Annotated in this window: 20 protein-coding genes; 11 read left to right on the top strand and 9 right to left on the bottom strand. The window is 75.8% G+C overall.

All coding sequences use genetic code 11. From position 1 onward, the window contains the following. Nucleotides 1-4: 4 nt before the first annotated feature. A complete protein-coding gene (locus tag ACZ3IL_RS17715; RefSeq protein WP_467391312.1) occupies nt 5-715 on the bottom strand; it encodes a GntR family transcriptional regulator in 711 nt (236 codons plus the stop codon). A gap of 173 nt (nt 716-888) precedes the next feature. Here ACZ3IL_RS17715 and ACZ3IL_RS17710 point away from each other — a divergent pair, with 173 nt between their 5' ends. Genes ACZ3IL_RS17710 through ACZ3IL_RS17700 form a run of 3 tightly spaced genes read left to right on the top strand, consistent with a single transcriptional unit; the run spans nt 889 to nt 3,208 of the window. Then, a complete protein-coding gene (locus ACZ3IL_RS17710; RefSeq protein ID WP_467391311.1) occupies nt 889-1,659 on the top strand; it encodes a LamB/YcsF family protein in 771 nt (256 codons plus the stop codon). A gap of 53 nt (nt 1,660-1,712) precedes the next feature. Continuing rightward, nucleotides 1,713-2,348, top strand: a complete 636-nt coding sequence (gene pxpB / locus ACZ3IL_RS17705; protein ID WP_467391310.1) for a 5-oxoprolinase subunit PxpB — start codon at nt 1,713-1,715, stop codon at nt 2,346-2,348. Next, on the top strand, nt 2,345-3,208 hold the full coding sequence (locus tag ACZ3IL_RS17700) for a 5-oxoprolinase subunit C family protein (RefSeq protein ID WP_467391309.1): 864 nt from the start codon (nt 2,345-2,347) through the stop codon (nt 3,206-3,208). The genes pxpB and ACZ3IL_RS17700 overlap by 4 nt, the downstream gene beginning before the upstream one ends. A 425-nt stretch (nt 3,209-3,633) precedes the next feature. On the opposite strand, the gene ACZ3IL_RS17695 is transcribed toward ACZ3IL_RS17700, so the two are convergent. Together ACZ3IL_RS17695 and ACZ3IL_RS17690 are read right to left on the bottom strand one after the other, a co-directional pair. Beyond that, nucleotides 3,634-5,049: a HEAT repeat domain-containing protein gene (locus ACZ3IL_RS17695; protein ID WP_467391308.1), complete on the bottom strand. Its 1,416-nt coding sequence runs from the start codon at nt 5,047-5,049 to the stop codon at nt 3,634-3,636. 255 nt (nt 5,050-5,304) lie between these two features. Then, nucleotides 5,305-5,697 carry an ankyrin repeat domain-containing protein gene (locus ACZ3IL_RS17690; RefSeq protein WP_467391307.1) on the bottom strand — a complete coding sequence of 131 codons (393 nt, stop codon included), beginning with the start codon at nt 5,695-5,697 and terminating at the stop codon, nt 5,305-5,307. A gap of 309 nt (nt 5,698-6,006) precedes the next feature. Here ACZ3IL_RS17690 and ACZ3IL_RS17685 point away from each other — a divergent pair, with 309 nt between their 5' ends. Beyond that, nucleotides 6,007-6,201, top strand: coding sequence for a hypothetical protein (locus ACZ3IL_RS17685; protein WP_030215129.1), 195 nt, complete (start codon nt 6,007-6,009; stop codon nt 6,199-6,201). 37 nt (nt 6,202-6,238) lie between these two features. Next, a complete protein-coding gene (locus ACZ3IL_RS17680) occupies nt 6,239-7,924 on the top strand; it encodes a hypothetical protein (RefSeq protein ID WP_467391306.1) in 1,686 nt (561 codons plus the stop codon). A gap of 75 nt (nt 7,925-7,999) precedes the next feature. Here ACZ3IL_RS17680 and ACZ3IL_RS17675 read toward each other — a convergent pair whose 3' ends face one another. Next, nucleotides 8,000-9,496, bottom strand: coding sequence for an SCO1417 family PLP biosynthesis transcription factor (locus ACZ3IL_RS17675; RefSeq protein WP_467391305.1), 1,497 nt, complete (start codon nt 9,494-9,496; stop codon nt 8,000-8,002). A 102-nt stretch (nt 9,497-9,598) separates the two neighbouring features. On the opposite strand from ACZ3IL_RS17675, the gene yczE reads away from it, so the two are divergent. The 4 genes from yczE (at nt 9,599) to ACZ3IL_RS17655 (ending at nt 13,234) form a co-directional block, all read left to right on the top strand. Next, the gene (gene yczE, locus ACZ3IL_RS17670) at nt 9,599-10,405 is read left to right on the top strand and encodes a membrane protein YczE (RefSeq protein WP_467391304.1); all 807 of its coding nucleotides are present in this window, start codon (nt 9,599-9,601) and stop codon (nt 10,403-10,405) included. Beyond that, on the top strand, nt 10,402-11,166 hold the full coding sequence (locus tag ACZ3IL_RS17665) for a glycerophosphodiester phosphodiesterase family protein (RefSeq protein ID WP_467391303.1): 765 nt from the start codon (nt 10,402-10,404) through the stop codon (nt 11,164-11,166). Before yczE ends, ACZ3IL_RS17665 begins: the two co-directional genes overlap by 4 nt. Nucleotides 11,167-11,239: 73 nt before the next feature. Continuing rightward, on the top strand, nt 11,240-12,604 hold the full coding sequence (locus ACZ3IL_RS17660; RefSeq protein ID WP_467391302.1) for an MFS transporter: 1,365 nt from the start codon (nt 11,240-11,242) through the stop codon (nt 12,602-12,604). A 255-nt stretch (nt 12,605-12,859) separates the two neighbouring features. Then, nucleotides 12,860-13,234, top strand: a complete 375-nt coding sequence (locus ACZ3IL_RS17655) for an RNA polymerase-binding protein RbpA (protein WP_026278069.1) — start codon at nt 12,860-12,862, stop codon at nt 13,232-13,234. A 106-nt stretch (nt 13,235-13,340) separates the two neighbouring features. Here the strand turns inward: ACZ3IL_RS17655 and fxsA are convergent, their stop codons facing one another. The 4 genes from fxsA to ACZ3IL_RS17635 all read right to left on the bottom strand — a co-directional run bounded on the left by fxsA (nt 13,341) and on the right by ACZ3IL_RS17635 (nt 17,543). Next, the gene (gene fxsA, locus ACZ3IL_RS17650) at nt 13,341-13,937 is read right to left on the bottom strand and encodes an FxsA family membrane protein (RefSeq protein WP_467391301.1); all 597 of its coding nucleotides are present in this window, start codon (nt 13,935-13,937) and stop codon (nt 13,341-13,343) included. Between the two features lie 73 nt (nt 13,938-14,010). Further along, complete coding sequence (locus ACZ3IL_RS17645; RefSeq protein WP_467391300.1) at nt 14,011-14,787, bottom strand: polyprenol monophosphomannose synthase; 777 nt, start codon at nt 14,785-14,787, stop codon at nt 14,011-14,013. Between the two features lie 435 nt (nt 14,788-15,222). After that, a complete protein-coding gene (locus tag ACZ3IL_RS17640; protein WP_467391299.1) occupies nt 15,223-16,866 on the bottom strand; it encodes an amidohydrolase in 1,644 nt (547 codons plus the stop codon). Nucleotides 16,867-17,102: 236 nt separating this feature from the next. Next, complete coding sequence (locus ACZ3IL_RS17635) at nt 17,103-17,543, bottom strand: Lrp/AsnC family transcriptional regulator (RefSeq protein WP_015032222.1); 441 nt, start codon at nt 17,541-17,543, stop codon at nt 17,103-17,105. Between the two features lie 225 nt (nt 17,544-17,768). On the opposite strand from ACZ3IL_RS17635, the gene ACZ3IL_RS17630 reads away from it, so the two are divergent. Next, nucleotides 17,769-18,137 carry a hypothetical protein gene (locus ACZ3IL_RS17630; protein ID WP_467391298.1) on the top strand — a complete coding sequence of 123 codons (369 nt, stop codon included), beginning with the start codon at nt 17,769-17,771 and terminating at the stop codon, nt 18,135-18,137. A gap of 519 nt (nt 18,138-18,656) precedes the next feature. Continuing rightward, nucleotides 18,657-18,800 (top strand): hypothetical protein, encoded by a 144-nt coding sequence (locus ACZ3IL_RS17625; protein WP_467391297.1) that lies wholly within the window; start codon nt 18,657-18,659, stop codon nt 18,798-18,800. 154 nt (nt 18,801-18,954) lie between these two features. Here ACZ3IL_RS17625 and ACZ3IL_RS17620 read toward each other — a convergent pair whose 3' ends face one another. Continuing rightward, complete coding sequence (locus tag ACZ3IL_RS17620; RefSeq protein ID WP_467391296.1) at nt 18,955-19,104, bottom strand: SCO1431 family membrane protein; 150 nt, start codon at nt 19,102-19,104, stop codon at nt 18,955-18,957. Nucleotides 19,105-19,125: the final 21 nt, after the last annotated feature.

Below are 19,125 nucleotides of genomic sequence, written 5' to 3'. Positions count from 1 at the left end.
GGGGTCAGCCGCGGGGGCCCGGCGGGGTGCGGGCGGTCCGGGCGCAGGCGGCCACGAGCAGGGCGCGGGAATCGTCCAGGTAGCGGGCGAGGAGGCGTTCCGCCGTGCCGCGTTCGCCGGCGCGCAGGGCGGTCAGGATCTCCCGGTTCCGCGCGAGGAACGGCTCGTGGAGGCCGCGCGGGTCGTCCACGAGGTGGAAGGCGAGGCGGAGTTCGGCGAGGACGCCGCGCATCAGCGCGTCGGTGCGCGCGCTGCCGGCGAGGGCGACGAGTTCGCGGTGGAAGCGGATGTCGGCCGTGGAGACGCCGTTCCAGTCGCCGGCGCGGGCGGCGGCCTCGCCCGCCGCGACGGCCGCGGCGAGGCCGTCGAGGGCGTACGGGGGCCGTCCGAGGCCGCGCACGACGGCGCGTTCGACGAGTTCGCGGGTGCGCTGGATGTCGGTCACGTCCTCGACGGCGAGGACGCGGACGAAGACGCCGCGGTTCAGTTCGTGGACCAGCAGGCGCTCGTGGGTGAGGAGGCGGAAGGCCTCCCGGAGGGTGTTGCGGGACACGCCGAGGGCTCCCCCGATGCCGCCCTCGGAGAGCCGGGTGCCGGGCCGGAAGTACCCCTCGGCGACGCGGGCGCGCAGGATGTCCGCGACCCGCTCGGCCGTGCTCGTGCGCCCGAGCAGCGCGCGGTCGTCCGTCAGGTCCCCCGTCGCGTCCCCTGTCACGGCGCTCCCTCCCTCTCCGTCGCCGGCGTTCCTCCGGCGTCCGCGGCCGAGTCAACCGCACGGCACCGGCCGGGACAATCGGCTCCTTGTCGGATCGTTCAACGATCCTCTACGTTGAGACCGTCCCACGGTCCGCCGTGCCCCCGGGCACGCCCCCACCCCGCGAGGCGCAGATGAGCACGAACCGGGTGTCGATCGATCTCAACGCCGATCTCGGCGAGGGCTTCGGCCGCTGGACGCTGACCGACGACGAGGCGCTCCTGTCCGTGGTCACCAGCGCCAACGTGGCCTGCGGTTTCCACGCCGGGGACGCGGTCACCATGCGGCGCGTGTGCGAGCTGGCCGCCGCGCGGGGAGTGCGGATCGGGGCCCAGGTGTCCTACCGCGACCTGGCCGGTTTCGGGCGGCGGGCGATGGACGTGCCGGCGGCGGAGCTGGCCGCCGAGGTGGCGTACCAGATCGGCGCCCTGGAGGTCTTCGCCCGGGCGGCGGGGTCCCGGGTCTCCTACGTGAAGCCGCACGGCGCGCTCTACCACCGGGTGACCGGGGACGAGGAACAGGCGGCGGCGGTCGTCGAGGGCGTCCTGCTCGCGGACCGGGCCCTGCCGGTCCTGGGACCGCCCGGCTCCCGGCTGCACGGGGCCGCCGCGGCGGCCGGACTCCCGGTCGTCCCCGAGGCCTTCGGAGACCGGGCCTACCGGGCGGACGGCACCCTGGTGCCGCGCGGACGGGAGGGCGCGGTCGTCACCGACCCCGCCGAGGTCGTCGAGCGGTCGGTGACCCTGGCACGGCACGGCGTGGTCACCGCGCGGCACGGCGGCCCGGTGGCCGTCCGGGCCCGGTCGCTCTGCCTGCACGGGGACACCCCGGGCGCGGTGGAGCTGGCCCGGCGGGTGCGGGAGGGCCTGGAGTCCTCCGGCGTGCGGGTGGAGGCCTTCGCGTGAACGGGGGCGGGAACCCTCCGGCCGGGAGCGGGAACCGTCCGGCGGGCGGACGCGTGCGCGTGCTGCGCGTGGGCGAGCGGGCGCTCCTCGTGGAGCTGGACGACGGCGCCGCGGCCGGGGCGTTCCACGCCGAGGTGCTGCGGCGGCGGGCGGCGGGGACCCTTCCCGCCGTGCGGGAGGTCGTTCCGGCGGCGCGGACCGTGCTGCTCGACGGGGTGGCGGACCCGGACCGGCTCGCGGCCGAGCTGCCGGGCTGGGAGGTGGGCCCGGTCCCCGTGCGCGCCGGGCGGGCGGTGGAGGTGCCGGTCCGTTACGACGGGCCCGACCTGGCGGAGGTCGCCGCGCTGTGGGGAGTGTCGGCCGAGGCGGCCGTGCGGATCCACACGGCGGCCGAGTTCCGGGTCGCCTTCTGCGGTTTCGCGCCGGGCTTCGGCTATCTGACGGGGCTCGGCGAGCGGTACGAGGTCCCCCGGCGGGCCACTCCGCGCACCGTCGTGCCGACGGGCTCGGTCGGCCTGGCGGGGCCGTACACGGGGGTGTACCCGCGCGCCTCCCCCGGTGGCTGGCAGCTGATCGGGACCACGGACGCCGTGCTCTGGGACACCGGCCGGGAGCCGGCCGCGCTCCTCTCCCCCGGCACGCGGGTGCGGTTCGTCGCGGAGGGCTCCGCGCCGGGGGGCGGGCGGTGACCGGCCGCGCCGTCGCCGTGGTCCGGGCGGGAGCGCTGACCACCGTGCAGGACCTGGGACGTCCGGGGTACGCGCACCTCGGTGTGCCCCGTTCGGGCGCCCTGGACCCGGCCGCCGTACGGCTCGTCAACCGGCTCGTCGGCAACGCGGAAGGAGCGGCGGTCCTGGAGACCACCGTCGACGGCTGCGCGGTGCGGCCCGGACGGGCGGTGACCGCGGCGGTGGGCGGCGCGCCCTGTCCGGTCCGGGTGGACGGGCGCCCGGCGCCCTGGGGCACGGCGTTCCGGGTCCCGGCCGGATCGGTGCTCGACGTGGGCCCGGCGGTGCGCGGGGTGCGCGCGTACGTGGCGTTCGGCGGCGGGATCGAGGCCGGGCCGGTGCTCGGCAGCCGCTCCACCGACCTGCTGTCCGGCCTCGGCCCGGCGCCGCTGGGCGCGGAGGACGTGCTGCCGCTGGGGGCGGCGGCGGCCGTACGGGCACCGGTCGACGTCCCTCCCTGGCCGGGACCGCCGGAGGTGCTCGTCCTGCGGCTCCGGTTCGGTCCCCGCGACGACCGGTTCACGCCCGGCGCCCTCCGGACCCTCGCCACGCGCGCGTACCGGGTGTCCCCGGCGAGCAACCGGATCGGGCTGCGGCTGGAGGGCCCGGCCCTGGAACGGGCCGTGCCCGGGGAGGTGCCGAGCGAGGGCATGGTGCTCGGCGCGGTCCAGGTGCCGCCGGACGGGCGCCCGGTGGTCTTCCTCGCGGACCACCCGACGACCGGGGGCTACCCGGTGGTCGGAGTCGTCCGGGAGGCCGACCTGGGCGCGGCGGCCCAGGCGGCGCCGGGAACGGCGGTGCGGTTCGTACCGGTGGGGTGAGCAGGCGGCCGTCGGCCCCGCGCGGGGGCGGGTGAGCGGGCGGCCGTCGGCCCCGCGCGGGGCCGGGATGCCCGGGGCGGGACCGGGCCCGCCGGTGCTCCGGCCCCGCCCCGTCCGGGCGCGGCCCCGACCGGGACCCGGGGCACCGGCCCGTCCGGGAGGTCCTTCCCGGCCGCCGTCTCCGGGAGGCTCCTCCCCGACCGCCGTCCGCCCGGTGGGTGCCGGGCTCCGGACCCCGGGCCCGGCTTCGACGTCTCCGGGCGGTCCCGGCGCCCCAGGGCCCGGCCTCGGCGCCTCCGGGCGGCTCCGACGTCTCCGGGCAGTTCCGGCACCTCCGGGCGGTTCCGGCATCGGGAGTCCCGGCACCGGGCGGTTCCGGCGCCGGAGGACGCCGCGCCCGGAGGGGAGGGCGCGGTCCCGTCCCCTCAGACTTGCAGGTCCGGCCCTATCCGGTTCCGCACCGCCATCTGCACCTCGACCTCCTCGGCCGGGTCGGCGGCGAGGCGGCGGAGCCGGTCCGCGACCCGGACGTCGCCGGTCTCGGCGTGCTGGGCCGCGATCTCGCGGGTGGTCTCCTCGCAGTCCCAGAGGCATTCGACGGCGAAGCCGGTCGCGAAGGTGGGATCGGTGGCGGCGAGGGCGAGGGCCACGCGGCCGCGCAGCCGGGAGGAGGCCGTCTCGCGGTAGACGTGGCGCAGCACGGGGGCCGCGCAGACGATGCCGAGGCGTCCGGCGCCGTCGGCGAGGCAGGCCAGTTCGGGGGCGTCGGGCCCTTCGGACCGCACGGTCGCGCGCAGGGCGCCGAGGACGGAGGGGGAGTCCTGGGCGGTGCCGCGGCAGGCCAGCACCCCGGCGGCGGCGGCGCCGAGCGCGTCGGCGCGCCGGACCCACACGCGGGCGCGGGCGACGGCCTCCTCGCCGCACATGCGCCGGTAGGCGGCGACGGCCGCCTCGGCGACCGTGCGGGAGCCGCCGTCGACGGCGTACTCGATCAGGTCGAGGACGGCGGGGTCCCGCGTCTCGGCGAGGTGGTGGAGGGCGGCCCCCCGGGCTCCCTCCTCGCCGTCGCGGGCGGCGGCGAGGAGTTCGGGCCGGTCCTCGGGGCCGGCGACCGCGGTGAGGCAGCGGGCGGCGGGGCCGTGGAGGACGGAACCGCGCTCGTACCCCTCCTGCGCCCAGTCGAGGACCGCGCGCACGCTCCATCCGGGGCGGGGTCCGGCGGGGCGCATCTGGCGCTGCCAGCGGTCGAAGGAGCCCTGCTCCATGGCGGCCGAGACCCGGGCGCCGATCCCGTCGCGCCGGTCCCCGGCCCACAGCCGCCAGGGGCGAGGCTCGAAGGCGTCGCGCACGGCGCGGGCCAGCTCGGAGTCGCCCTCCGGGCCGGCCGGGAAGCGGGCCAGGACGGACGGGGCGAGCGCCCGGAGCCCCGCGTCGTCGTCGCGGAGGGCCAGCTCGTCCAGGGCCCAGGCCCAGTTGGCCCCGGCCGCCGCGTACCGCCGGAGCAGCGGCAGGGCGTCCTGGCGTCCGTAGGAGGCGAGGTGGCCGAGGACGGCGAGCGCGAGCCCGGTCCTGGACTCCTCGGTGTCGAGGTGGTCCTCGGCGCCGAACAGGTGCGCCTCGATCTCCTCCAGACCGCCGTGGAGGTCCAGGTAGAGGCGGGCGTAGTAGAGCGAGCGGTTCTCGACGCGCCAGTCGTGGCGGGGGTCGTCGAGAACGCAGTGGTTGAGGGCCGCGAGGGCTTCGGCGCGTGGTGCGGCGAGCGCGTGCAGGGTGCCGTCGCCGCGGCCCCGCTGCAGCAGGCCGAGCAGGGTGCCGCTCGGCGCTATGACTGGATCGAACATGGGAGGACGCCTCACATCAAGCTGTCGACACGACCGGGGGACACCGGGACGGACCGGTTCAGGCGGTACACGTGTGTACGCCTAGGCCGTGCGGCGACATGTCGGGCCGTTCGTCGTCCTGCGCCTGCCAGTGACCATCTTCCTCTGCCTCTCGTCGATGGCCCGGTCCACCGGGCCCGACGTCATGATGACCCACCCATTTCGCCACCGCGACCACATTTACGACGCCGCCCTCACCTGGGGTTCAGCGTCCGTTCACCGGGTTCCGAAGAGTTCCAGGAGGCCGGTCCTGCCGAACATCCGGGCGGTGTCGACAGCGGACGGAGTCCCGGCTTCCGGATTCGCCCCGCCGGCCAGGAGCGCGCGGATCACGTCCTCCTCGCCCTTGAAGACGGCCCCGGCGAGCGGGGTCTGACCGCGGTCGTTGGGGCGGTCGGCGTCGGCGCCCCGCTCCAGGAGGGCGGTGACCGCGGCGGCGTGGCCGTGGTAGGCGGCGAGCATGACGAGGGTGTGGCCCTGTTCGTTGGTGAGGTTCACCGGGACGCCCGCGTCGACGTAGGCGGCGAGGGCGTCGGCGTCCCCCGCGCGCGCGAGGTCGAAGACCGTGGACGCCAGCTCGATGACCTCGGGGTCCGGAGTCTCGCTCATCGGGTGGAACCGCCTCTCTCCTGCGGGGTCGCGGCCCGCACGCCGGGCGCGGCCGTACGGGTGAATCGACAGGGTACTGCCCGCCCGGAGGCCCGGCCGTGCGGGAAGGAGACGGAGATCACGGCGCCCCGCTCCCCCCGACCGCCTTTAACGCCCTTCCGCCGTTCCGCCAGCCGGCCGGGCGCCCACCGCCCGCCACTCGGGTGAAATCACCGTTTTTTCACTCCAATGCACCTTTAGTCACATAGATACTCGGCGTGAAACTGGAAGAACTCATGGTGACTGTCCCCACGACCAGGAGAACACCCCATGATCCTGTCCATCTCAGGCGTCGTCCTGCTCGGCATCATCTGCTTCCTGTTCTTCAAGAAGGACGGACTCAAGGCCTCGCACGCCCTCGTCTGCTCGCTGTTCGGCTTCTACCTCGCGGGCACCGCCATCGCCCCGAGCATCACGGCGGGCGGGCAGAGCCTCGCCGGCCTCCTGGGCGGGATCAAGTTCTGACGCCCCTCAGCCCCTTCCACCCCTTCAGGAGTACGACGTGGCCCGGCGACCACTCCCCCGCATTCTGAGCAGCGGCAGCGCGCGGATCGCCCGCAGTCGAGAGATCGCGCGCACGGCCGCCGACAGCGCCACCGACGTGCTCCATCCGCTGATCACGGTCTCCCGCGGTCTGCGGAAGCTGGCCGCGCTCGCGCGCGCCAGGTGGGCCGCGACCCCGAAGGAGCGGCGTGGTCCCACGCTGTTCGCGGTCGCGGCCTGCGTCCTGGGCATCGCCCTCGTGCCGTACGGGCCGCTCCTCGCGCTCGTCGCGCTCATGGGTGCCGCCGCGTGGAAGGGGCGCGAGCGTCCCGTCGCGAGGACCGGGCCGAGCGACGCGGAGACCGCCCGGCTCAAGGGCCTGTACGAGGCCCTCGTCCCGTACTTCTCCGTCCCCGAGGACCCCTCCCCGCTCTTCTCCCACGGGGGCGACTGGAGCGCCGCCTTCGAGGAGCACGCCTTCGACGAGGACGGGCGGCTCACCCGGCTGCGGATCGCGTACCCCCCGTACTTCACCGACGGCGAACCGGCCGCCCGCGCCCGCGTCGAGCAGCTCCTGCACGCCAAGTCGGGGCGCGGGCGCGAGTACCGCTTCGACTGGGACGAGGAGGGCAACCGGCTCGTCCTGAACGTGCTGCCCGCGCTGCCCACCACGATCGCCGCCCAGCGGTTCGTCACCGTGCCGGGCGAGACGGTCCTGGGCTTCACCGACGCCGACGCCGCCCGCCGGACCGTGCCCGTGGTCTCCGCGGACGGCACGGAGGACGCGCCGGCCGTCGTCTGGCGCACCGGCCCCCGCTCCACCGAGCCGCACCTGCTCGCCGTGGGCCGGCCGGGCAGCGGCACCACCACCCTGCTGCGCTCGATCGCGATCCAGGCCCTCTCCCACGGCGACGTCCTGATCGTCGAGGGCGGCGGGGCGGGCGAGTACGCGTGTCTGGCCGGCCGCGCCGGGGTGATCGCCGTCGAGTGCGGGCTCTCCGGTGCCCTGGAGAGGCTGGAGTGGGCGGCGCGCGAGACCGAGCGGCGCCTGGTCGCCGCGAACCGCGCCCGGCAGGCGGGCCTCCCCGTTCCCGAGGACGTCCGGCGGCCGCTGTGGATCCTCCTCGACCGGCCGGGCGTCCTCGGCCACCTGGCCGCCGCGGACGGCCGCCCCGACCCGCAGGAGCTGCTCCGGGTGCCGCTGCGGCACGGCAGGGCGGCCCAGGTCACGGTGGTGGTGGCCGAGCAGTTCGACCACGCGGACACCCTGGGCGAGGCGGTACGGACCCACACCCGGGCCCGGCTCGTCCTCGGCCCCGCGACGCCCGGACAGATCACGGCCGTCCTCGGCGCCGGGCCGCACACCACGCCGACGCCCGACGTCCCCCCGGGCCGCGGCTACGCGCGCCTGGGCGACGGTCCGGTCCTGCGGCTCCAGGTGCCGGCGACGCCCGACCCGTACGACGACGCCACGAGCGACGCGCACCGGCGGGCGGTCCTCGACCTGCTCCCCGAGCGGCGGCCGCCCGCCGTCGCGGAGGCGGCCGGGACCGTTCCGGCCGCGGCCCCGGTCACGACGGTGTTCGAGAAGGTCCCCGCCACGACCTCCGCCGCCACGACCGCCCCCGCGCCCTCCCCGGCCCCCCGCGCCGAGCCGGACCCCGGGCCGGTCCCGCTCCACGCGCCGGTCCCCGCGGAGGGCTGAGCGCCCGGTGCGCGGGAGGGGCCGGTGGGGACCGCGCGGTCCCCACCGGCCCCTCCCGCGCACCGGGGCGGGCGCCTACGCCACGAACGACCTCGGCGGCTCCGTCCCCCCGCCCGCCCCCGACTCGACCAGACGGGCCGCGGCGGCGAGCCGGACGGCCGCCTCGTCGGCGACCGCCCCGCCGACCGTGAAGGGCAGCCGGACGAAGCCCTCGAAGGCGCCGTCGACGCCGAAGCGCGGCCCGGAGGGCACCCGGACGCCGACCCGCTCGCCCGCCTCGGCGAGCCGGGAGCCGGAGAGGCCGCCGGTGCGCACCCAGAGGGTCAGCCCGCCGCGCGGCACCACGAACTCCCACTCCGGGAGCTCCCTGCGGACGGCGGCCACGAGCGCGTCCCGGTTCTGCCTCGCCTGGTCGCGCCGGAGGCCCACGGCCTCCTCCCAGCCGCCCGTCCGCATCAGCCAGTTCACTCCGAGCTGTTCCAGGACGGGGGTGCCGAGGTCCGCGTACGCGCGGGCGGCCACCAGGGAGCGGATGACGTCGGGCGCGGCCCGGACCCAGCCGATGCGCATGCCCGCCCAGAAGGCCTTGCTGGCCGAGCCGACCGTGAGGACGGTGGAGCCGGCCGGGTCGAAGGCGCAGACCGGCCGGGGCATCTCCACGTCGTCGAGGCGCAGCTCGGTCATGGTCTCGTCCACGACGAGCACCGTCCCGGCCGAGCGGGCCGCCTCCACCAGCTGCCGCCGCTGGTCCTCGTCGGCGAGCGCGCCGGTCGGGTTGTGGAAGTCGGCGACGACGTACGCGAGGCGGGGCGCCGCGTCCCGCAGCACCTGGCGCCAGCGGCCCAGGTCCCAGCTCCCCAGCCCCTCGGACATGGCGACGGGCACCAGCCGGGCCCCGGCCTCGCGCATCAGCTGGAGGATGTTGGCGTACGAGGGGGACTCGACGGCGATGCGTTCGCCGCGCCCGGCGAAGAGGTGGCAGATGGCGTCCATGGCGCCCATGGCACCGGTCGTGACCATGATCTGCTCGGGCATCGTGGGGATGCCGCGGGCGGTGTACCGGTCGGCGAGCATCTGCCGGAGCGCGGGCAGCCCCGCCGGGTAGTCGCCGTGGGTGTGGGCGTAGGGCGGCAGTTCCTCGAGGGCGCCCCGGACGCCCCGGGTCAGCCACGGCTCGGGCGCGGGCAGGGCCGCGCAGCCGAGGTCGATCATCGAGCCCAGGGCCTCGGGCGGCAGGGGTTCGAGACCGCGTGCGGGCAGCGGGTTCCCGGCCGGGACGGCGGTCCAGCTGCCGGCGCCGCGCCGCGATTCGAGGAAGCCCTCGGTGCGGAGCGCCTCGTAGGCCGCGGCCACCGTCGTGCGGCTGACGGCGAGGGCGAGGGCGAGTTCCCGCTCGGCGGGCAGGCGGGCGGCGACCGGGACCCGGCCCTCCAGGACGAGCAGACGGATGCCGTCGGCGAGCGCGCGGTAGGCGGGCGGCTTGCGGGCGCCGGGTCCGGCGGGCCGGGTCTGCTGCGCCTGGAGCTGCCGGGCGAGCTGGGCCGGTCCCACCGCCGAAGTCCACTGAGCCATGGAAATCAGTCCACCTTCCTCGAATTGGCCATGGTTGACCCTCGATCTCCCGCCACAGAGTGTCATGAGCCAGTCCACCGTCACCACTCTGGGGGAAGTCCTTTGTCCATCGCCTCCGGCCTCCGCGGTCGGCACCTCACCCGCCGGCTGGTCCAGCTCTACGCGGGCCTGACGCTGTACGGGGTCAGTTCGGCGCTGCTGGTGCGCGGCGGTCTCGGCCTGGAGCCCTGGGGGGTCCTCCACCAGGGGCTCGCCGGGAAGACCGGGCTGACGATCGGCGTGGTGTCGATCGTGGTGGGGGCGGTGGTGCTGCTGCTGTGGATTCCGATCCGCCAGCGCCCCGGGCTCGGCACGGTCTCCAACGTCTTCGTGATCGGCCTGGCGATGGACGGCACCCTGGCCCTGGTGCCGGACGCCGGCGCCCTGGCCGTGCGGGTGCCGCTGCTCGCGCTCGGGGTCGTCCTCAACGGAGTCGCGACCGGCCTGTACATCGCGGCGCGGTTCGGCCCGGGCCCGCGCGACGGCCTGATGACCGGTCTGCACCGGCTCACCGGCCGCTCCATCCGCCTGGTGCGGACGGCCCTCGAAGTGGCCGTGGTCGCGACCGGCTTCCTGCTCGGCGGCTCGGTGGGCGTCGGCACGGTGCTGTACGCGCTCGCGATCGGGCCGCTCGCCCAGTTCTTCCTGCGCCGGTTCGCGATACCGGAGCCGGACGCGGGCGCCGTCGCGGTCTCCCCCGCGCCCGCCCCGGCCGCGCCCGCCCCGACCGCTCCCGATCCGACCACCGGGCCGGCCCCGGACACGGGAGCCGCCCCGGCGGATTCCGGCCCCTCGGCCACCGGGGAGCCGGACGCCGGTCCCCCGGCGGTCGCCCCCGGGACACCGGAAGGGGCCATACTGCGGCGGTGACCCGTGCACCCCACCCCTACCTCGACCACCCCGGCCCCCTGGCGTTCGCCCATCGCGGCGGCACGGCGGACGGCCTGGAGAACACCGCGGCCGCCTTCCGCCGGGCCGCCGCGGCGGGCTACCGCTACTTCGAGACCGACGTCCACACGACGGCCGACGGCGCGCTCGTCGCCTTCCACGACGCGACCCTCGACCGGGTGACCGACGCCGCGGGACGCATCCGCGACCTGCCGTGGGCCGCGGTGCGCGAGGCCCGGGTGGCGGGCCGGGAGCCGCTGCCGCTCTTCGCCGACCTCCTGGAGGAGTTCCCGGAGGCCCGCTGGAACGTGGACCTCAAGGCGGAGCCGGCCCTGGAGCCGCTGATCGCCCTGGTCCGCAGGACGAACGCCTGGGACCGGGTCTGCGTGGGCTCCTTCAGCGAGGCCCGGGTGGCCCGGGCGCACCGCCTGGCCGGCCCCCGGCTCGCCACCTCGTACGGGGTGCGCGGCGTGCTCGGCCTGCGGCTGCGCTCCCTCGGCCTTCCGGCGGCCCTGCGGGCCGGGGCGGTGGCGGCGCAGGTACCGGAGCGCCGGGGCGGGGTCCCGGTGGCCGACCGGCGGTTCGTCCGGGAGGCGCACGCGCGCGGGCTCCAGGTCCACGTGTGGACCGTGAACGATCCGGACCGGATGAACTCCCTCCTGGACCTGGGAGTGGATGGCATCATGACCGATCACCTGGAGACGCTGCGTTCGGTGCTGACCGAGCGGGGCGCGTGGACCTGACCGCGCGCCCGGGCGGCGCGGGGAGGGACCACGAGGGGCGCGGGCCCACGGGGACGAACGAGGGGGCGCGGCCGTGACCGCTGGCACCACCGGGCCGGAGGAGTGCACCACCGATCCCGCCGAACGGCGGCGCGAGCGGCGGGGCTGGTACTTCTACGACTTCGCGTGCTCGGTGTACTCGACGAGCGTGCTCACCGTGTTCCTGGGCCCGTACCTGACCTCGGTGGCGCGGGCGGCGGCCGACCCGGAGGGGTTCGTGCACCCGCTGGGCATACCCGTGCGGGCGGGCTCGCTCTTCGCGTACTCCGTGTCGGCCTCGATCGTGGTCGCGGTCCTGGCGATGCCGCTGGCGGGCGCGGCGGCGGACCGCACGGGCCGGAAGAAGCCGCTGCTCGCGGCGAGCGCGTACCTGGGGGCGGCGGCCACGGCGGGGATGTTCCTCCTGGACGGCGACCGCTACCTCCTCGGCGCCTTCCTGCTGGTCGTGGCGAACGCCTCGCTGTCGGTCTCGATGGTCCTCTACAACGCCTACCTGCCGCAGATCTCGGAGCCGGACGAGCGGGACGCGGTCTCCTCGCGCGGCTGGGCCTTCGGCTACACCTCCGGCGCGCTGGTCCTCGTCCTGGACCTGGTCCTCTACTCGGGCCACGACTCCTTCGGCCTCACCGAGGGCGAGGCGGTCCGGATCTGCCTGGCCTCGGCCGGCGTGTGGTGGGGCGCGTTCACGCTCGTCCCCCTGCGGCGGCTGCGCGACCGGCGGGCCTCCCCGGGGGAGCGGGCCGGCCGGGGCGCGGTGGGCGGCGGCTGGCGCCAGTTGCGGACCACCCTGAAGGACATGCGCCGGCATCCCCTGACGCTCTCCTTCCTCCTCGCGTACCTGGTCTACAACGACGGCGTGCAGACGGTGATCTCGCAGGCCTCCGTGTACGGCTCGGAGGAGCTGGGCCTCGACCAGACGACGCTCATCACGGCGGTCCTGCTCGTCCAGGTGCTCGCGGTGGCGGGCGCCCTCGGCATGGGGCGGCTCGCCCGGGTGTACGGCGCCAAACGGACGATCCTGGGGTCGCTGGCGGTCTGGACGGCGATCCTGGCGGCGGCCTGCGCCCTGCCGGCCGGCGCGCCGGTCTTCTTCTACTCCCTGGCGGCCGCGATCGGCCTGGTCCTGGGCGGCAGCCAGGCCCTGTCGCGGTCGCTGTTCTCGCACCTGGTGCCGCGCGGCAAGGAGGCGGAGTACTTCTCGGCGTACGAGATGAGCGACCGGGGGCTCAGCTGGCTGGGCCCGCTCGTGTTCGGTCTCGCGTATCAGCTGACGGGAAGCTACCGGGATGCCATCATCTCCCTGGTGATCTTCTTCGTCGCGGGCTTCGTGCTCCTCGCCAGGGTCCCCGTGCGGCGGGCCGTCGAGGCCGCGGGGAATCCGGTACCGGAGCGTATTTAGACGTGGCGGTGAAAGGGCGGTAGTGTACGCGTTTGGCCTGCCAGGCGGACCGTTACTGCATGCTGCCTTGGTGAGAACACCGAGTCGCACCTGCTGTCAGATGTGACAAAACGGGCACTGGTGGGTACAACAAGGGGCGGCACGACGGGCGACGCATGTCCCGGCACGGGAATCTTTACCGCCGACCGGACGTTGACCGGATAACGACGACAGCGACATCTGTCCTGTGGGCGACAAGCCCGGGAGGCACGATTCATGAGTGAGCGAGCTCTTCGCGGCACGCGCCTCGTGGTGACGAGCTACGAGACCGACCGCGGCATCGATCTGGCCCCGCGCCAGGCGGTGGAGTACGCATGCGAGAAGGGGCATCGCTTCGAGATGCCCTTCTCGGTGGAGGCGGAGATTCCGCCGGAGTGGGAGTGCAAGGTCTGCGGAAGCCAGGCACTTCTGGTGGACGGGGACGGTCCCGAGGAGAAGAAGGGCAAGCCGGCGCGTACGCACTGGGACATGCTCATGGAGCGGCGCACCCGCGAGGAACTGGAGGAGGTCCTCGCCGAGAGGCTGGCCGTCCTGCGTTCCGGTGCCATGAACATCGCCGTGCATCCGCGCGACAGCCGCAAGTCCGCCTAGCGGACCACCGGACGGGCAACGCCGCGGGGCCCGGTACACGACGTCGTGTACCGGGCCCCGCGGCGTCGTCGTGCCCGCCGGACGGCGGTCCGGCGGGCACGGACGGTCAGGGCGTCAGGGGCGGGCGGGCCCCGTCGGGCCGCCGCGGCTCCCCGGGGGCGCTCTCGCGGACGACCTCGCCCGGGACCACCTTCCCGTCCGGGCGGTGGATGCGGGCCTGCCGGAAGGCGTCCTGGAGGCTTCCGGGGGAGGCGGCGGCCATCCGGCGCTCGACGGCCCTCTCCGCGTACCGCCCCAGGAGGGAACGGACCGGGGGGACCAGCAGGAGCAGGCCGGCCGCGTCCGAGAGCGGGCCGGGGAGCATCAGGAGCAGACCGCCCAGCATCAGGAAGCCGTTGCGGTCCTCCGCGCCGGACCGCTCCGGCGCGACGGGCGGGACGCCCGCCCGCACGGCCTCCTGGGCCTGCTGGAAGGTGGAGGTGAGGTTCCGGAAGGCGCGGCGGCCGGCCCTCTTGACGACGGCGGCGCCGAGGACTGCTCCGCCGACGAGCAGGGCGAGGACGGCCCATCCGCCCGCCGCGTCCGCCACCACCGTGAGCAGCCAGATCTCCAGGACCAGCCAGGCGGCGACGGCGAGCGGGAGGAGCGTGCGCGCGCGGGAGCGCTTCTTGGGGGCGGGGGAAGGCGGTGCGCCGGTCGTCATGGTCACCAGTGTGCCCGGCGCCCCGCCGGAACGGCATAAAGGAACGGCCGGGACGGGCGGACCCGGAGGGGGGTCAGGAGGACTTGCGGCCGAGCATCCTGCCGACCTTCTCCGCCCGCGCCGTCAGACCCCAGCCGGTGACCCGCCACAGCGCCTCGACGAGGATGTCGCGGCTCATCTTCGAGTCGCCGACCTCCCGCTCCACGAAGGTGATGGGGACCTCCACGACGTGGAAGCCCGCGGCGACCGCGCGGCGGGCCAGGTCGACCTGGAAGCAGTAGCCGGCCGAGGCGACGTCGTCCAGGCCGAGGCCCTCCAGGGTCTCCTTGCGGAAGGCCCGGTAGCCGCCGGTGACGTCGCGGATCGGCACGTCGAGCATCACGCGCGAGTAGAGGCTGCCGCCCCGGGAGATGAACTCGCGGGACCTGGGCCAGTTCACGATCCGGCCGCCCGGCACCCAGCGGGAGCCGAGCACCAGGTCCGCGCCCTTGAGGGCGGTGAGCAGCCGCGGGAGCTCCTCGGGCTGGTGGGAGCCGTCGGCGTCCATCTCGACGAGGACGCCGTAGCCGTGCTCGATGCCCCACCGGAAGCCGGCGAGGTAGGCGGCGCCGAGCCCCTCCTTGCCCTTGCGGTGCAGGACGTGCACGTGGTCGTCCTCGGACGCGACCTCGTCCGCGAGCTTGCCCGTGCCGTCGGGGCTGTTGTCGTCGGCGACGAGAACGTGCGCCTCGGGTACGGCCTCCCGCACCCGCGCGACGATCGGCTTGATGTTCTCCGCCTCGTTGTAGGTCGGAATGATCACCAAGGCCTTGCCGAGCGGGCCGTAACGCCTCTGGCCACCGTCGTTCACTACTGCCCCTTCGGATACAAACGCAGGACCCCACCATAGCGAGGTCCCCGGGGTGCTCCGGCGCGGCGGGTCGGACGGGGCGGGACGCGTCCGGTGCGGTGCGGGGCCCGACGTCCTTCGGTCCGGTCCGGGAGCCGCTGGCTGCGGGTCGACCGGGAGCCGTTGTCTACTGAACGTCCGGGCCCCACCCGGGTCGCACCTTCCGCCGGAGGGCCTTCCCGGTGACCGAGGCGCGGGCGGCGCTCGGTCACTGCGCGGAGGCGCGGTCCGGTCGGACGTCCTGTGGTGGACTCGGAGAACCTACCCGTCCCCCGCGGGCGGCTGTCAATACCCCTCCGGCCTGGGCGTCCTCCCCGGAAGGCCAGGTCGGAGGGGAGACCCGCAGGTCGGGGAGGAACACGCGGAACGGCGGCCGGACCGGCGGGCGCCCCCGTGTCACTCGCCCGGCCGCGCGAACACCGTCCGTCCGTTCACCACCGTGCGCAGGCAGACGGGGAGTTCGGCGCCGGGCGACAGGTCGGGCAGGCCGGGCGTGCCAGAGCGCGGGTCGGTGGACCAGCGGGCGACCCGGTCGTCGGGCGCCTGGACGACGAGTTCCTCCGTGCGCCAGACCGCGTAGTCGGCGGGGGCCCCGGGGACGAGCGTCCCGGCGTCGTCGTGGCCGGCGGCCCGCCAGCCGCCCCGGGTGTGGGCGGTGAAGGCGGCGCGGACGGAGACGCGGTGCTCGGGGGTGCGGTGGAAGGCGGCGGCCCTGACGGTCCCCCAGGGGTCGAGCGGGGTGACGGGGCTGTCGGAGCCGAAGGCCAGCGGCACACCGGCGCGCAGCAGCGCCGCGTACGGGTTGAGGGTGCGGGCCCGTCCGGCGCCGAGCCGGTCGGCGTACATGCCCTCCTCACCGCCCCAGAGGGCGTCGAAGGCGGGCTGGACGGAGGCGGTGAGGCCCAGTTCCGCGAAGGCGGCGATCGTCTCGGGAGTGAGCATCTCCACGTGCTCGACGCGGTGCCGGGCGGCCCGGACGCGGGCGGGGCCGAGCTTCTCGGCGGCGGCCCTGAAGCCCTCGACGACCGCGGTGACGGCCGCGTCCCCGATGGCGTGGAAACCGGCCTGGAGGCCCGCCTCGGTGCAGGCCGCGACGTGGAGGGCGACGGTGGCCGCGTCCAGGTGGGCGTCGCCGGTGTGGCCCGCGTCGGCGTGGTCGGCGTACGGCTCGTGGAGGCAGGCCGTGTGGGAGCCGAGGGAACCGTCCGCGAACAGGTCTCCGGCGGCGCCGAGCGCGCCGAGGGCGCGTGCCCGCTCCACGTCGAGGTCGGCCCAGTAGCCGACGATCCGGGGTCCGGCCTCCTCGCGGGCCAGGTCGAGCAGACCGGTGAAGTCCTCCTCCGAGGAGATCCGCGGGCCGCCGCACTCGTGCAGGGTGCCGATGCCGAGGGAGGCGGCCCGGGCGCGGGCGGCGCGCTGGGCCTCGGTGCGCTGGCGCGCCGACACCGCGCCGAAGGCGGCGGCGCGCACGGCGTGGTGGGCGTCGCCGGTGAGCGGCCGCTGTCCGTCGTGGAACCCGTCCAGGTCCCGGACGCCGGGCACGAGGTCGAGCATGGCGGTGGTGACGACGGCCGAGTGGACGTCGATCCGCGTCAGGTAGAGGGGCCGGCCGCCGGTGAGCCCGTCGAGCTCGTCGCGGGTGAAGGGGCGGCGCTCGGGCCAGCGGGAGGCGTCCCAGCCGTGGCCGACGAGGACGCGGTCGCCGGGGCGGGCGGCGGCGTGGGCGCGGATCAGCTCCGCCGCCCCGGCGAGCGAGGCGGCGGAGGAGAGGTCGAGCCCGGTGAGGGCGAGACCGGTGGCGGTGGTGTGCACGTGCGCGTCGACGAACGCGGGGGTGACGAGCGCGCCCTCCAGGTCGACCACCTCGTCCACACCGGTGGCGAAGGCGTCGGCCGCGCCCTCCGACCCCACCCAGGCGACGTGCCCGCGCTCCACCACCATGGCGGTGGCGAAGGGGTCGGCGGGGCTGTGGACTTCTCCACCGCGCAGCAGCACGGTGCGGTCTTCGCCGGAAGACGCGGCAGGCATGGACTCGCTCATGCCCCCAGGCTAGGACCCGGGGGACCCGGTTTGTCCGGCAGGTCCCCGTGCGACCCGCCCGCTTGCGAGGAACGGGTCCGCAGGGGTCGCCGTACGCCTGCGCGGACCGGTGCGACCCGCCCGCTTGCGAGGACGGACGCGGACCGGCCCCGACCCGATGCAGGTCCCCGTGCGGCCCGCCCGCGCGCGAGGGCGGTGCGTACCGCCGCCGGGCGTCCCGTGCGCGCGAGTGCGGGTCAGACGCGCGGCGGCCTGGCCTCGTACGGGGTGGAGAGGACGACCGTCGTGCGGCTGGACACCCCGGCCTGGGAACGGATGCGGCTGAGCAGGTGCTCCAGCTCCAGCGGGGTGGCCACCCGGACCTTGAGGATGTAGTTCTCGTCGCCCGCGACGCTGTGGCAGGCCTCGATCTCGGGGATGTCGGCGAGCCGGTCGGGGGTGTCGTCGGGGGCGCTGGGGTCGAAGGGTTTGACCGAGATGAAGGCGGTGAGCGGCAGGCCCACGGCCTCCGGGTCGACGACGGCGGCGTAGCCGCGGATGACACCGCGCTGCTCCAGGCGGCGGACGCGCTGATGCACGGCCGACGTGGACAGGCCCGTGGCCTTGCCCAGGTCGGTGTAGCTCATGCGCCCGTCCTTGACGAGCAACTCCACGATCTGACGATCCAGCTCCTCCATGCGGTGACCCTAGTGGTCCGGAGGGGCCGGGGCACAGCCGGGGGCGGCCCGTATGCGGCGCTATGGGCGGCCGCGGGGCACCTGCGACGGCGCTGTGACGAACGCCACATGTTCGAGCCGGTCCCGAAGCACCGTCTCACGGTTATGCGGACTTCCGTATGGGAAGTGCTTGCTGTGGTCGAGGCCGCACAGATCCGGCCGACCCACCCGAGGGGGAGATTCTCCATGCAGGAGCCTGTTGATTCGGTCGACACGCCCGACGAGCTCGACGCGTACGACACCTTTGAGATGTTCCGGGTCATCTGCCCGGAGTGCGTGCAGCCCATCGCGCTGCTCGCGGACGAGGAGGAGCTGCCGGAGCACGCCCTCTGCCCCACGCCGTGGAACCCCTTCGTGCTCACGGTCTGCCCGGGCACGGGGCTCGCGGCCGCCGGGGCGCGTCCGGCCGACGACACCCTGGGGGTCCAGGAGCAGGACACCGCGCTGCTCCTGACGCTCCCCCAGGGCCTCGACTGGCGCACGCAGCCCTTCTCGCACGTCGGCGGCCCGGGCTCGCGCCCGATCCGGATGCCGCAGATGCGCCGCGCGGCCTGAGGCCGCCCCCTTCCTTCCCCGTACCGCGCGGCGTCGCGCCGTGAGGGCGCCGCGCCGCCGTACGGGAGACGTCCCGGCCCCGGCCGGCCCCCCGCACCGCGGCCCTTTGGCGCGGTGTACCGGGGCGGCGCCGGGGCCGCGTTCCGGGTACCGGGTACCGGGTACCGGGCGAACTGTCGCCCGATTCCGCTCGGCGGTGACCCCCGGCCCTCCGGGCGCGTTGGTCAGGGCATGACCACGCTGCACAAGACTTCCAGCGGTTACGGTCGGCACCGGCAGGCCGAACCGCACGGTGAAGAATCGGTTCCTCTCCCGGTTCCGGCGCCCGCCCCCGTGCCCGTACCGGAGCGGGGGGAACCGGAGACGCGGTCGCGGCCGGAGACGACGGCGCAGACCGGCCCGCGGGTCCGGGAACAGTCCCCGGCGCGGACGCGGCAGCCCGCCCCGGTCCCCCCGCCGGCCTCCGCCCCCCTGCCGGCACCGGCTCCCGGCCCGGCCCATCCGCCCATCTACCAGGACGTGCTGACCCTCTGGGCGAGCCAGGGCCGCACCCTGCCCGGCCATCGCGACCAGGAGTGGGCCCGGCTCGCCGCCGGTCCCGTCTGGGCGGACCGGACCGTCCGCGTCAACGGGACCCTGGTCGGGTCGGGCGACGGACGCTGACCGCCGCCGGAGCCGAACGGGTTCTCCCGGCGGCCCGGAGCACGGGGAAGCGGAGTCCCGGAAACCGGTGACGGGCCGGACGGGCCGGTGCCGCTCCCCCGCGCACCGGACCGCCTCGTCCGCGGCTCCCCGGCCGCGCCCCGGGCGGGGGCTCTCACATGAGGCCGGCCCGGGTGACGAGGACGGCGAGCAGCACGACCAGGGTCCAGCCGAGGACGTGCTCCAGGATCTTGGGGCCGTCGTCGTCCCGGGGACCGCCCGTGCGGGCGCGGAGGAGGGTGAGGCCGTAGGTGGTGGAGGTCATGGCGACCACCATGCGTCACGA

This window comes from Streptomyces sp. NPDC014907, assembly GCF_055562975.1.
This window is presented reverse-complemented; position numbering and strand designations above follow the sequence as displayed.

Coding starts and splice junctions, on each gene's coding strand:
- ACZ3IL_RS17710 (WP_467391311.1), top strand. CDS start 889: ATGAGCACGAACCGGGTGTCGATCGATCTCAACGCCGATCTCGGCGAG.
- ACZ3IL_RS17695 (WP_467391308.1), bottom strand. CDS start 5,049: ATGTTCGATCCAGTCATAGCGCCGAGCGGCACCCTGCTCGGCCTGCTG.
- ACZ3IL_RS17690 (WP_467391307.1), bottom strand. CDS start 5,697: ATGAGCGAGACTCCGGACCCCGAGGTCATCGAGCTGGCGTCCACGGTC.
- ACZ3IL_RS17685 (WP_030215129.1), top strand. CDS start 6,007: ATGATCCTGTCCATCTCAGGCGTCGTCCTGCTCGGCATCATCTGCTTC.
- ACZ3IL_RS17675 (WP_467391305.1), bottom strand. CDS start 9,496: ATGGCTCAGTGGACTTCGGCGGTGGGACCGGCCCAGCTCGCCCGGCAG.
- ACZ3IL_RS17655 (WP_026278069.1), top strand. CDS start 12,860: ATGAGTGAGCGAGCTCTTCGCGGCACGCGCCTCGTGGTGACGAGCTAC.
- fxsA (WP_467391301.1), bottom strand. CDS start 13,937: ATGACGACCGGCGCACCGCCTTCCCCCGCCCCCAAGAAGCGCTCCCGC.
- ACZ3IL_RS17640 (WP_467391299.1), bottom strand. CDS start 16,866: ATGAGCGAGTCCATGCCTGCCGCGTCTTCCGGCGAAGACCGCACCGTG.
- ACZ3IL_RS17635 (WP_015032222.1), bottom strand. CDS start 17,543: ATGGAGGAGCTGGATCGTCAGATCGTGGAGTTGCTCGTCAAGGACGGG.
- ACZ3IL_RS17630 (WP_467391298.1), top strand. CDS start 17,769: ATGCAGGAGCCTGTTGATTCGGTCGACACGCCCGACGAGCTCGACGCG.
- ACZ3IL_RS17620 (WP_467391296.1), bottom strand. CDS start 19,104: ATGACCTCCACCACCTACGGCCTCACCCTCCTCCGCGCCCGCACGGGC.